General features: G+C 74.2%; 9 protein-coding genes (1 of these 9 running past the window's edge). 8 read left to right on the forward strand and 1 reads right to left on the reverse strand.

Annotated features, from left to right (window positions below):
• The 8 genes from ACIPYS_RS12365 to ACIPYS_RS12400 form a co-directional block, all read left to right on the forward strand.
• Positions 1 to 7,410: the 3' portion of a non-ribosomal peptide synthase/polyketide synthase gene (locus ACIPYS_RS12365; protein WP_400745683.1), read on the forward strand. 20,292 nt of this gene lie to the left of the window's left edge; only the last 7,410 of its 27,702 coding nucleotides appear in the window; the start codon falls outside the window, past its left edge; the stop codon is at positions 7,408 to 7,410.
• Positions 7,411 to 7,482: 72 nt separating this feature from the next.
• Positions 7,483 to 8,379: a diiron oxygenase gene (locus ACIPYS_RS12370; protein WP_400745685.1), complete on the forward strand. Its 897-nt coding sequence runs from the start codon at positions 7,483 to 7,485 to the stop codon at positions 8,377 to 8,379.
• A gap of 3 nt (positions 8,380 to 8,382) precedes the next feature.
• The gene (locus ACIPYS_RS12375; protein WP_400745687.1) at positions 8,383 to 9,246 is read left to right on the forward strand and encodes a hypothetical protein; all 864 of its coding nucleotides are present in this window, start codon (positions 8,383 to 8,385) and stop codon (positions 9,244 to 9,246) included.
• Positions 9,247 to 9,319: 73 nt separating this feature from the next.
• Positions 9,320 to 9,979, forward strand: coding sequence for a holo-ACP synthase (locus ACIPYS_RS12380; RefSeq protein ID WP_400745689.1), 660 nt, complete (start codon positions 9,320 to 9,322; stop codon positions 9,977 to 9,979).
• The gene (locus ACIPYS_RS12385; protein WP_400745691.1) at positions 9,979 to 10,452 is read left to right on the forward strand and encodes a MaoC family dehydratase; all 474 of its coding nucleotides are present in this window, start codon (positions 9,979 to 9,981) and stop codon (positions 10,450 to 10,452) included. The genes ACIPYS_RS12380 and ACIPYS_RS12385 overlap by 1 nt, the downstream gene beginning before the upstream one ends.
• On the forward strand, positions 10,449 to 11,501 hold the full coding sequence (locus tag ACIPYS_RS12390; RefSeq protein WP_400745693.1) for a pyridoxal-phosphate dependent enzyme: 1,053 nt from the start codon (positions 10,449 to 10,451) through the stop codon (positions 11,499 to 11,501). The genes ACIPYS_RS12385 and ACIPYS_RS12390 overlap by 4 nt, the downstream gene beginning before the upstream one ends.
• Entirely contained in the window at positions 11,482 to 12,117 is a 636-nt protein-coding gene (gene epsC / locus ACIPYS_RS12395) for a serine O-acetyltransferase EpsC (protein WP_400745695.1), read from the forward strand. The genes ACIPYS_RS12390 and epsC overlap by 20 nt, the downstream gene beginning before the upstream one ends.
• Positions 12,095 to 12,493, forward strand: a complete 399-nt coding sequence (locus ACIPYS_RS12400) for a carboxymuconolactone decarboxylase family protein (protein ID WP_400745697.1) — start codon at positions 12,095 to 12,097, stop codon at positions 12,491 to 12,493. Before epsC ends, ACIPYS_RS12400 begins: the two co-directional genes overlap by 23 nt.
• On the opposite strand, the gene ACIPYS_RS12405 is transcribed toward ACIPYS_RS12400, so the two are convergent.
• On the reverse strand, positions 12,490 to 13,029 hold the full coding sequence (locus tag ACIPYS_RS12405; RefSeq protein WP_400745699.1) for a DUF4097 family beta strand repeat-containing protein: 540 nt from the start codon (positions 13,027 to 13,029) through the stop codon (positions 12,490 to 12,492). The genes ACIPYS_RS12400 and ACIPYS_RS12405 overlap by 4 nt on opposite strands.
• Positions 13,030 to 13,121 lie beyond the last annotated feature (92 nt).

Below are 13,121 nucleotides of genomic sequence, written 5' to 3' on the forward strand. Positions count from 1 at the left end.
CACGACTTCCACCAGGTCGACGCCGGCTCCGTGGACGTCGGCGCGACCCTCGGGGACGGTGCCAACGAGTTCGCCCTCGCGGCGATCGCGGCAGGCGGGCGGATCAACCTCGGGACGTCCGGCGCCGTGATGGGCCGGGCCGAGCTGACCCGCCTCGGGGCGATGTACCGCTCGGTGCTGGAGGCGATGGCGGCCGATCCGTTCGGTGACGCCACCGGCCCTGTTCTGCCCGAGGCGGACCGCGCGCTGCTGCTGGGCGCCTGGAACGCGCCGGTGGAGCGGCCGGTGACGGAGATCGTGCACGAGCTGTTCGCGGCCGTCGCGGCCGGTTCCCCGGACGCGGTGGCGCTGACCAGCGGCGAACTGCACCTGTCCTACCGGGAGCTGGACGAGCGGGCCAACCGGATCGCCCACCACCTGGTCGCCCTGGGCGCCGGCCCGGACGTGATCGTCGGCGTCTCCCTGGAGCGCGGTCCGGACCTGGTCCCGACCCTGCTGGGTGTGCTGAAGTCGGGTGCTGCGTACCTGCCGCTGGACCCGGTGAACCCGGCCGAGCGCCTGGCCTACATGCTGGCCGACGCCCAGGCCCCGATCCTGGTCACCCACTCCGCCCTGCCGGAGCCGGACTTCGACGGCACCCGGGTCCTCGTCGACCAGGACGCCGAGGCGATCGCGGCCCGTCCGGCCACCGCCCCCGTCACGGTCACCACGCCGGACAACCTGATCTACGTCATCTACACCTCCGGCTCCACCGGCCTGCCCAAGGGCGTCTGCCTCACCCACGCCAACGTCGCCCGCCACTTCGCCTCCACCGCCGAGCAGTTCGGCTTCTCGGCGGCCGACGTGGTCACCCAGTCGCACTCCTACGCCTTCGACGTCTCCGTCTGGGAGATGTGGAGCGCCCTGCTGCACGGCGGCCGCCTCGTGGTGGTCCCGCCGACGGTGAGCCGCTCCCCGCAGGACATGCTGGACCTGCTGGTCCGCGAACAGGTCACCGTGCTGCTGCAGACCCCGACGGCGTTCCGCGCGCTCTCCGCCCTCGCGGCGGACGGCGACCCGCGGACGGCCCGGCTGGCGCTGCGCCTCACCGGCTTCGGCGGCGAGCGGCTGGAGCCCTCGGAGCTGCGGCCGTGGGCGGCGGCGGTCGACCTGGACCGCACGGTCCCGGTCAACCTCTACGGCCCGACCGAGACCACCATGCACTGCGCCTACCACCGCCTCGGCGCCGCCGACCTGGCGCACACCGGCCGCAGCGTCGTCGGCGGTCCGCTCACCGACCTGACGGTGCACCTGCTCGACGCGGACGGCAACCTCGTGCCGGTCGGGGTGCCCGGCGAGCTGTACGTCGGCGGCCCGGCGCTGGCCCGCGGCTACCTGAACCGGCCCGGGCTGACCGCCGAGCGTTTCGTGCCGGACCCGTTCGGCCCGGCCGGCGCGCGGCTGTACCGCACCGGTGACCTCGGCCGACGGCTGGCCGACGGCGCCATCGAGTTCCTCGGCCGCGTCGACAGCCAGGTCAAGCTGCGCGGCTACCGGATCGAGCTGGGCGAGATCGAGGCGGCGCTGCGCGAGCACGCGTCGGTGCGCGACGCCGTGGTGACCGTGCACGGGACCGACGGGGGTGAGCGGCTCGCCGCCTACCTGGTCGGCGGGCCGGTCGCGGCGGAGGAGCTGCGCCGCCACCTCGGGAGCAGGCTGCCCGAGTACATGGTCCCGGCCTCGTTCACGGCGATCGAGCGGGTGCCGCTGACCGTCAACGGCAAGACCGACCTGCGCGCCCTCCCGGCGCCGGAGCCGGAGGAGTACGACCGGGACCGGTTCGTGGCCCCGCGCACGCCGGCCGAGGAGCGGCTGGCCGCGATCTGGGCCGAGGTGCTGGGCCTGGCCCGGGTCGGGGTCGAGGACAGCTTCTTCGACCTCGGCGGCGACTCGATGCGGGTGGTCGGCCTGGTCGGCGCCCTGCGCGCCGCCGGGTACGACCTGACCGTCCCGGACGTGTTCCGGCTGCGGACGGTGGCCGCGCTCGCGGCCGGGGCGGCCGGTCAGGAGGCGGGGGCCTCGCTCGTCGGGACGGTGGAGCCGTTCGCCCTGATCGGTGCCCCGGACCGGGCCGCCCTCCCGGCGGGCGTCGTGGACGCCTACCCGCTCACCCAGGTGCAGACCGGCATGCTGATCGAGCTGCTGACGGCCGGCGACGCGGGGCTGTACCACAGCATCAACTCGTTCCGGATCCCCGACGGCAGCCCGTTCGCGCCGGACGCCCTGCGGACCGCGCTGGCCGTGGTGACGGCCCGGCACGAGGTGCTGCGGACCTCCGTCCACCTGGACGGCTTCTCGCAGCCGATGCAGCTGGTGCACTCCGTCGCCGAGGTGCCGCTCACGGTGCACGACCTGCGCGGCCTGGCCGACGCGGAGCGGGCGGAGCGTGCCGCGGCGTACGTGGCGGCCGAGCGGGCGGCGGGCTTCGAGCTCACGGCCGCGCCGCTGCTGCGGATCGCCGTGCACGTCGAGGGCGAGGACGCCTGGCGGCTGACCGCCAGCCACCTGCACGCCGTCACCGACGGCTGGACGCTGAACTCGCTGCTGATGGAGCTGCTGGAGGTCTACCGGGCCGTCCGGGACGGCCGGGAGCCGGCCGCCCACGAGCCGCCGGCCGTCCGCTACGCGGACTACGTGGCGGCCGAGCTGGCCTCCCTGGCCGACCCCGCCGACCAGGACTTCTGGCAGCGGGTGGTGGACGGGCACAGCCCGCTGACGCTGCCCGCCGCCTGGGCCGGGGAGTCCGCGGACGCCGCGGAGCGGCACGGCGCCCGGGTGCCCTACGGCGACCTCGAGGAGGGCCTGCGGCGGCTGGCCGCCGGGGCCAGGACCTCGTTGAAGAGCGTGCTGCTGGCCGCGCACCTGAAGGTGCTGGGCGCGCTCACCACCGAGGAGTCCTTCCACACCGGTGTGGTGCACCACGGCCGGCTGGAGGCGCCGGGCGCGGACCGGGTGCTCGGCATGCACCTCAACACGCTGCCGTTCCCGGCCGACCGGGGTGCCCGGACCTGGCACGAGCTGGTGGAGCGGGTGTACCGGCAGGAGGCCGAGGTCTGGGCCCACCGCCGCTACCCGCTGCCCGCGATCCAGCGGGCGACGGGCGCCGCGGCCGGGTCCGGCGGTCCGGGCCGGCTGATCACGGTGCTCTTCGACCACCAGAACTTCCACCAGGTCGACACCGGGGCGGTCGACGTCGACGCCGGTCTCGGCGACGGCGCCACCGAGTTCCCGCTCACCGCGGTGGCCGGCGGCGGGTGGATCACGCTCAACACCACCACCGGGGCGCTCGGCCGGGAGGAGCTGGCCCGGGTGGCCGCGATGTACCGCTCGGTGCTGGCGGCGATGGCCGCCGACCCGTTCGGCGACGCCGTGGCGGTCCACCTGCCGGCCGGTGAGCGGGAGCGGCTGCTCGCGCTCGGCACGGCCACGGCGCACCGCCCGGTGCGCGGCACCCTGCACGAGGCGTTCGCCGCGCAGGCGACCCGGACGCCCGACGCGGTCGCGCTGACCGGCGGCGGCACGGAGCTGACCTACCGGGAGCTGAACGAGCGGGCCAACCGGCTCGCCCACCGCCTGGTCGCGCTGGGCGCAGGCCCGGACGCGGTGGTCGGTGTCTCGCTGGAGCGCGACGAGGACCTCGTGCCGGCCCTGCTGGGGGTGCTGAAGTCCGGTGCGGCGTACCTGCCGCTGGACCCGGCGAACCCGGTGGAGCGGCTCGGCTACATGCTGGCCGACGCCCGCTCGCCGATCCTGGTGAGCCGGGGCGAGCCGGCGGCCCGGCTGGCGGGTTCCTTCGGGGGCGCGCTGGTGGACCTGGACGAGGAGGCGGCCGCCCTGGCGGCGCTGCCGGTCACCGACCCGGTCACCGCGACCGTGCCGGACCACCTGAGCTGCGTGATCTACACCTCCGGCTCGACCGGTCTGCCGAAGGGCGTGACGCTGACGCACGGCAACGTGCTGCGGCTGTTCACCGCGATCCAGGACCGGATGCGCTTCACCGACGAGGACGTGAGCGCGCAGTCGCACTCCTACGCCTTCGACTTCTGCGTCCAGGAGATGTGGAGCGCCCTGCTGCACGGCGGCCGTCTGGTGATGGTGCCGCCGCTGGTGGGCCGCTCGCCGGAGGACCTGCTGGACCTGCTGGTCCGGGAGCGGGTCACGGTGCTCTGCCAGATCCCGTCGGCCTTCCGCGGCCTGGCCGGACTGGCGGGCGCGGGCGATCCGCGGATCGACGAACTCTCGCTGCGTGCCGTGGTGTTCGGCGGCGAGCGGCTGGAGGTCGCGGAGCTGCGGCCGTGGGTGGACCGGGTCGGCCTGGAGCGGACGATGCTGGTGAACCAGTACGGTCCGACCGAGATCACCGTGCACTGCACGTACCACGTGCTGCGCCCGGAGGACTTCGAGCACACCTCGCGCAGCCTGCTCGGCGCGAACCTGGACGACCTGTCGATCCACCTGCTGGACGCGGCCGGGCACCTGGTGCCCGTCGGCGTGCCGGGCGAGCTGTTCGTCGGCGGCCCGGGCGTGGCCCGCGGCTACCTGGACCGGCCCGGGCTGACCGCCGAGCGTTTCGTGCCGGACCCGTTCGGCCCGGCCGGCGCGCGGATGTACCGCACCGGCGACCTCGGGCGGCGGCTGGCGGACGGCAGCATCGAGTTCCTCAACCGGGCGGACAACCAGATCAAGATCCGCGGCTACCGGGTCGAGCTGGGCGAGATCGAGGCGGCGCTGCGTGAACGCGTCGAGCTGCTGGACGCGGTCGTCGTGGTGCGGGCCAACCCGCAGGGCGAGAAGTCGCTGATCGCCTACGTGGTCGGCGACGGCCGGGAGGCCGATCCGGTGCTGCTGCGCAAGCACCTGGCCGAGAGCCTGCCGGAGTACATGGTGCCGTCGGCCTTCGTGGTGCTGGACGCGCTGCCGCTGAACGCCAGCGGGAAGATCAACTTCAGTGCGCTGCCGCAGCCCGACCTGGCGGCCTTCGGGTCCGCCGCCTTCGTCGCCCCGCGCACCCCGGCCGAGGAGCGGCTGGCCGCGATCTGGGCCGAGGTGCTGGGCCTCGCCCGGGTCGGCGTCGAGGACAGCTTCTTCGACCTCGGCGGCGACTCGATGCGGGCGGTGCGGCTGGTCGGCGCCCTGCGGGCGGCCGGGTTCGACGTGTCGATCCCGGACGTGTTCCAGCTGCGCACGATCGCCGCGCTGGCCGGGAAGGCGGCCGCCACGGCCGGGCGGTCGCTGGTGCGGGCGGTGGCGCCGTTCGCGCTGATCGACGGGCGCGACCGGGCGAAGCTGCCAGCCGACGTGGTCGACGCGTACCCGATGTCGCAGGTGCAGACCGGCATGCTGGTGGAGATGCTGGCCGCCGGGTCGCCGCACGGGCGGAGCCTCTACCACAACCTCAACTCGTTCATGATCCGCGACGAGCGGCCGTTCGACGCGGCGGCGCTCCAGCGGGCGGTGGACACCGTGGTGGCCCGGCACGACATCCTGCGCACCTCGATGCACCTGGACGGCTTCGCCCGCCCGATGCAGCTGGTGCACGCCACCGCGCCGTACCCGGTGCGGACGGTCGACCTGCGCGGCCTGCCGGAGGCGGAGCAGCTCGCGACCAAGCGCGGATACCTGCGCCAGGAGCAGGAGTTCCGCTTCGACCTGGCCACCGCGCCGCTGATGCGGATCTCGGCCGTGGTCGAGTCGGACGCCGCCTGGCGGCTCAACTTCACCTACAACCACGCCATTTCGGAGGGCTGGAGCTACAACTCGCTGCTGATGGAGGTGCTGGAGTGCTACCGGAGCCTGCGCGACGGTGCCGAGCCGGCGCCGTACGAGGCGCCCGCCGTGCGCTACGCGGACTTCGTCGCCGCCGAGCTGGCCTCCCTGGCCGACCCGGGTGACCAGGAGTTCTGGCAGGACCTGGTGGACACCCACACCCCGGTGGCGATCCCGGAGGGCTGGGCGCGGCCCGGGGACGCGCCGCGGAGCCACGCCGTGCAGGTGCCGTTCGAGGACCTGGAGGAGGGGCTGCGCCGGCTGGCGGGCGAGGCCCGGACCTCGATGAAGAGCGTGCTGCTCGCCGTCCACCTCAAGGTGCTGGGCATGCTGTCGGCGGAGGAGTCCTTCCACACGGGTGTGGTCTACCACGGCCGGCTGGAGGCTCCGGGTGCGGACCGGGTGCTGGGCATGCACCTCAACACCCTGCCGTTCCCGGCCACCCGGGGCGGCGCGGCGACCTGGCGCGAGCTGGTGGAGCGGGTGTACGCCCGGGAGACCGAGATCTGGGCCCGCCGCCGCTACCCGCTGCCCGCGATCCAGCGGGCCGCCGGGAACAGCCGCGAGCTGCTGTCGATCCTGTTCGAGTACCTGGACTTCCACCACGTCGACACCGACACCGTGGACGTCGCCGAGGGCCTGAACGACGGCGTCAACGAGTTCACCCTGAACGTCGTCCCGAACCGGGGGAAGTTCAACCTCAGCACCTCGACCGCCGTGATCGGCGCCGAGCAGCTGGACCGGCTGGGCCGGATGTACCGGCTGGTGCTGGAGGCGATGGCCGCCGACCCGGACGGGGACGCCGCCGCCTCCTACCTGCCGGAGGAGCCGCAGGCCGCGACCGGGCCGGCCGCGGAGCCGCTCACCCCGGAGCTGTTCGCGGCCCGGGCCGGGGCGGCCCCGGAGGCGACCGCGGTGGTCGTGGACGGCGCCGCCGTCAGCTACCGCGAACTGGCCGGCCGGGCCGGCCGGATCGCCCGGCGGCTGCTCGCCGCGGGCGTCCGGCCCGGGGACGAGGTCGGCATCCGCGCCGCCGAGCCGCTGTCCGCCCTGTACGGCATCTGGCAGGCCGGGGCGGTCTACACCGACGCGCCCGCCCCCGGCGGCCCCGTGGTGACGGACGACCTCGCGGAGGGCACCGGCGGCACGGAGGACGCGCCGGGGACCGCCCCGCTGCCGCCCACCGAGCCGGACCGCGCCGCCTGGGTCGTCGAGCGGGACGGCACGCGGGTCACGGTGAGCCACCGGGAGCTGCACGCGCAACTGGAGGCCGGTCGCGGGACCGTCGGCTCCGGCGGCCGGGCGGCCTGGCTGGTGGCCGGGATCACCGGGGCGGACGCGCACCTGGCGCTCACCACCGGTGCCCGCGCGGTGCTGGCCCCGGCGGAGGACGCCGCCGCGCTGGTCGCGCTGGTCGACCGGCAGCGGATCACCCACCTGCTGGCCGCTCCGGCCGGCTGGGCCGGGCTGCTGGCGGCGGGCTTCGACCACTACGCGGTCACCGCGCTGGTCGACGGCGAGCCCTCGGAGGAGCTCGCGGAGGAGCTGCTCGACCGCGCCCAGCGGCTGATCTCCGTGCGCGGCACGGTCGTCGAGGAGATATAGGGCCCCTATAGTGCCGCTCCCGAAGATACCCGTGCATGGATTCTCCCCCAACGAAAATGGAGCTTCGCGGTCATGAAGACTGCCATCGAAGGATCCGACCGGTTCCGCGAGATTCTGGATCGTCTGGGCCGGATGTCCATCGACGACTACTACAACCCGTACCGGATGTTCGAGTGGCCGGAGGAACTCCCCTCCGACCAGCTGTGGATGAGCAAGGAACTGATCAGCCTCCACGGCACCCCGGCGTTCGACGAGCTCGACCGGGAGCAGCTGCTGCGGCTCGCCCGCTGGGAGAGCGTCAATTTCTACAGCCTCAATGTGCACGGAATCCGTGAGCTGCTGATCGAGGTCGTCAACCGGGTGCACATGCCCGGATTCGAGGCGCCCTCGGAGTTCTTCCACCACTTCATCGGTGAGGAGAACGAGCACATGTGGTTCTTCGCCGAGTTCTGCCGCCGCTACGGGAAGAAGATCTACCCGTTCCCCCGGGTCAAGACGACCGTCCCCGGCGACGAGGCGACCGAGAACTTCCTGGTCTTCGCGCGGATCCTGCTGTTCGAGGAGATCGTCGACTTCTACAACGCCTACATGGCCGACGACGCGACGCTGCCCGAGACGGTCCGCCAGGTCAACCGGATCCACCACCGCGACGAGTCCCGGCACATCGCCTTCGGGCGCGAGCTGGTCTCGCTGCTGTACGCGGAGCTGAAGCGGACCAAGAACGAGGAGGAGCTCGCCGGGGTCGAGCGCTACCTCAAGGAGTACATCCAGTTCTGCCTGCACTCCTTCTACAGCCTCAACGCCTACGAGGACGCCGGCCTGGACGACCCGCTGGCCGTGCGCGCGGCCGTCATGCGCGACCCCAACCGCCGCGCGTTCGAGCGGAAGATGGTGCGCAAGCCGGTCTCGTTCATGGTGAAGTCCGGCATCTTCAAGGACGCCGAGCTGCTCGCCCCGGCGGCGGTCTGACGGATGCGGACCGAGACCCTGCGCCCCCCGTTCAGCACGGAGGGCGGATTCGCCACCCTCGGCCCCGAGCCGACCGAGCTGGTCCGGCTGCTGGACGAGACCTTCCGCGAGTGGGCGCTGCGTGACGGCGCCCGCCCGATGACGGCCCCGGCACTGCTGCCGGTGGCCGGGCTCGCCAAGCTCGACTTCTACCAGAACTTCCCCCAACTGGCCCTGGTCGCGAGCAGGTTCGACCTCGCCGACGGCCGTCCGGCCCCGGTCGCGGCGGCCGCCGCCGGGGCCGTCCCGGGGGCGGACCTGGACCCGGCGGCGCTCGCCCTGCCCTCCACCGTCTGCTACGGCGTCTACCTGGGCCACGCCGGCACCGTGCTCGCGGAGGACACCTCGGTCACCCTGGTCGGCCAGTGCTTCCGCAACGAGGAGCACTACGACGGGCTGCGCCGGCTGATGTCCTTCCGGATGCGGGAGGTGGTGGCGCTCGGCAGCGCCGGTTTCGCCCAGCGGCACGTCGACCACTACGCGGACCTCGTCGGGCGGTTCGCCCGCGCGATCGGTCTGCCGGTGGTCAAGGAGGCCGCGACCGACCCGTTCTTCGACCGGGAGGGCCCGCGCGCCCTGATGCAGCGGCTGGTCCCGGTCAAGTACGAGTTCCTGTACGGCGGCACGGCCATCGCCTCGGTCAACACCCACCGCAACTTCTTCGGCGAGCGCTGCGACATCGGCCTCGAGGGGCAGGAGGGGCCGGCCTTCACCAGCTGCGTCGGCTTCGGCTTCGAACGCTGGGTGCACGCGCTGGCCGACCACTTCGCCGGGGACTGGGACGCGGCGCTCACCGCCGTCGCCCGTGCGCGGGCCGATGTCGGCTAGGCCGATGTCGGCTGGGCCGAGGCCGCTCCGGGGCACCGACGGGATCCCCGCGGAGGGAGCCGTCCGGGTCGGCGTGGACATCGTCCGCACCGACCGGGTCCGGGACCTCCTGCGCGACCACGGTCCCGGCATCCTGACCACCATGCTGACCGCGCGCGAACTCGCCGACAGCGCCACCGCGGTGGGCCTCGACCTGCTCACCGCGAGCGGGCGGATCGCCGCCAAGGAGGCGGTCTTCAAGCTGCTGCGCGCCCGCGACATCGTGCTCCCGTGGCTGGAGGTCGAGGTCAGCCGGCAGCCCGGCGGCGCCCCCCGGGCGACGCTCAGCGGCCGGATCGCCGCGCTCGCCGAGGAGGCGGGCGTGCACGCCATCGACATCAGCATCAGCCACGACGGGGACTACGCGGTCGCGATGGCGGTCTCCAGCCCGACCCGTACCACCAGACAGGACCGTCCGGCCCCGGACGGCACCGAGAGCGAGGAGGACACCGTGCCGACGCCCCTGCAGCGGCTGGAGCAGTGGATCCTGGACAAGAATCCGCAGTACACCGAGATCGACCCGGACCTCGACCTGATCGAGAACCGGCTGGTCGACTCGCTGGCCTTCGCCGAGTTCGTCTACCTGCTCGGCCGCCTCACCGAGGTCCCGGTCGACGTCCAGAACCTGGACATCGAGGACTTCCGCACGCTGCGCCGCGTGGCCGACAAGTACCTGCTCGCCGGCGTCGACTGATGGGGGCCGAGATGCGCTACGCGGAGGACTTCGCCCCCGGCGACACCTTCGACCTCGGCAGCGTCGAGGTCACCGCGGACGAACTGCTGGCGTTCGCCGCCGAGTTCGACCCGCAGCCGTTCCACCTCGGCGAGGAGTTCGGCGAACGGCACGGCTTCGGCGGGCTGATCGCCAGCGGCTGGCACACCGCGGCCATGTTCCAGCGGCTCTACGTCGACGGCCTGCTCAGCGGGGCCGCGGTCGCGGCCTCGCCCGGCGTCGACGAACTGCGCTGGTTCAGCCCGGTGCGACCCGGCGACGTGCTGCGCGGCACCGCGACCGTGGTCGGCGGACCGGGGCCCTCGCTCAGCCGCCCGGACTGCTCGGTGCTGCGGCACCGGTGCGAACTCACCGACACCTCGGGCCGTCCGGTGTTCCGGATGACCCTGCACGTGCTGTTCCGCAAACGGCCCCGCGAGGAGGCGAACGCATGACGCGGGTCGACGAGGCACCGGCGGCGGTGGCCGGCGGGCCGCGGATGACCGAACCGGTCACCGCGGGCGCGGCCGGACTCCCGGACGACACCCCCGTCCTGGAGCGCCACCCCGGTCTGCGCTACTTCCGGGCCCGGCTCGGCGGCACCACCCTGCTGGACGTCCCGGCGCCCGCCGGTGGCGCCCGGATCGTCGCCAAGTGCGAGTTCGAGAACCCCACCGGCTCGGTCAAGGACCGGGTGGCGTACGCGCTGCTCTGCCGCGCCGTGCTGGAGCACGAGGGCCCGGGGCCGCTGAAGCTGCTGGACTACTCCGGCGGCAGCCTGGTCCGCTCCTTCGGGCAGCTGGGCCGGATCACCGGGATCCCGATGCGGTTCGCCGTGCCGAGCACGATCCCGGACAGCTGGCTGCGGCAGATCACCGCCAGCGGGGTGCGGGTCGACCCGGTCCCGGTGGAGCTCGGCATCGCCGGGATCATCGACCGGGCCTTCGCCGCCAAGGCCGAGGACCCGTCCTGGACCCTGCTGCACCAGATGCGCAACCAGGCCAACGTGGCCGTGCACGAGTGGAGCACCGGCCAGGAGATCCTCGCGCAGCTGGACGGCCGCCGGCCCACCCACTGGGTGGCGGCGATCGGCACCGGCGGCACCCTCACCGGCGTCGCCCGGGCCCTGCGCCGGGAGTTCCCGGACCTGGTGGTCCTCGGCAACACCCCCGGCGAGATGCCGTACGGCACCGAGGGCCCGCCCAACGGGCTCACCAAGTTCGCCGGCTCCGGCGGCCTGGGTCACGGGGTGCGCCAGCCCTTCGTGGCCGGCCTGGCCGCCGACGCGGACCACCGCAGCGTCGGGTACGGCGCGGCACTGGACGCGATGGTCCGCTTCGAGGCCCGCACCGGGCTGCGGATCGGTACCTCGGCCGCCGCCAACTGGCAGGTGGCCTGGGAGACGGCGGCGGCGCTCGGCCCCGACGACCTGGTGGTGACGGTGTTCCCGGACGCCGGTGCCGCCGAGGAGTGGGAGCGGGCGTATGCCCGGGCGGCGTCCTGAGCGGTTGCCGGCACGGGCGGTCGCGACCGCCCGCGAGGACCTGGACGTGATCGTGGCCCGGGACCCGTCGGTGCGGCGGCGCCGGGAGGCGTTGCTGCACCCGGCGCTGCCCGCGCTGTGGACGTACCGGCTCGCGCACGGGCTGCACCTGCGCGGGCACCGGCTGGCCGCCCGGCTGGTCGGCAACCTGGGCCGGCTGGCGTCCGGCGGGGTGGAGATCCACCCCGGGGCCACGCTCGGCCGGCGGGTCTTCGTCGACCACGGCGCCGGCGTGGTGATCGGCGAGATGGCGGTGGTCGGCGACGACGTCACCATCTACCACCAGGTCACCCTCGGTGCCGTGGGCTGGTGGCGCGACAACGGCCGGGCCCCCGGCGCCCGGCGGCACCCCGTCGTCGGCGACCGGGTGGTGCTGGGCGCCGGTGCCACGGTGCTCGGGCCGGTCCTGATCGGCGACGACGCACTGATCGGCGCCGGGGCCCTCGTCACCGAGGACGTCCCGGCGGGCGCCCGGGTGACCGCGCCGCCCGGCCTGGTCACCGTCCGCCGCCCGGGACCGGGGGCGGAACCGGACCTCACCCTGGAGGAGAGCATTGAGTACGCCGCCGACCACTGACGACCGGCTGGCCCGGGGCCTGGCCGAAATGGCCAGGATCACCGGCGGGCACACCCCGCACCTCGACGCGGTCGACGGCATCGCGCCGGACCTCGCCCGGTACGCGGCGGAGTTCGCGTTCGGGGACATCTACGCCCGGGGCGGGCTGACCACCCCGGAACGCCAGCTGGTCACCCTCGGTGTGCTCGCCGCCCTCGGCGACGCCGAGCCGCAGCTGGCCGCCCACGTCCGGGCGGCGTTCACGGTGGGCCTGACCGTCGAGCAGGTGGTCGAGGCGGTGATGCACATCGTGCCGTTCGCCGGCTTCCCGCGCGCCCTGAACGCCATGACGGTGGTGGAACGCGTGGTCGCCGAGCAGCGGGGCACCACGCGCTAGCGGATCGTGATCGCGCCGTGGTCGGTGCGGACGGTGATCGTGCGGCTCGCGTTGCGGTCGACCGGCAGGTTGATCTGCGGCGGGGTGCCCGCGGTGCTGCGGGCGTCGATCGAGTACTCGGCCCCGCCGGGCACCGAGAGGTCGGCGCCGCCGTCGCCGGTGGTGATCTCCACACCGGTGGGCGGGGCCGCGAAGGCGGCCCGGACGGTGCCGTTCCCGGTGCTGATCCGGACGCCGGGCGAGCGGCTGTCGGTCACCGTCACGCTGCCCGAGTCGCTGCGCAGCGCCAGCGGACCGGCCGAGCCCACGACGCGGATCGTCCCGCTGCGGCTGGTCAGGTCCAGTGCGCCGCCGAGGCCGCTCGCGGCGATCTCGCCGGCGGCGGACTCGACCGAGGCGGCCAGCCCGGCCGGCACGGTGACCCGCAGTTGCAGGGAGCACTCCGCCCCGCACTCGGTCCGGACCAGCACCTCGCCACCGGCGGTGCTGACCGTGACCCCGGGCTCCGCCCCCAGGTAGCTGCCGGTGGCCGACACCCGCACCACCGAGTCGTCGCCCGGGGTCAGGGCGACCCCGGCGCTGCCGGCCTCGATCCGCAGTCGGGTGCTGTCGGCGGCGTCGGCGCGCA

It is taken from the genome of Kitasatospora sp. NPDC089913, assembly GCF_044748625.1.
Taxonomy (GTDB): Bacteria; Actinomycetota; Actinomycetes; order Streptomycetales; family Streptomycetaceae; genus Kitasatospora.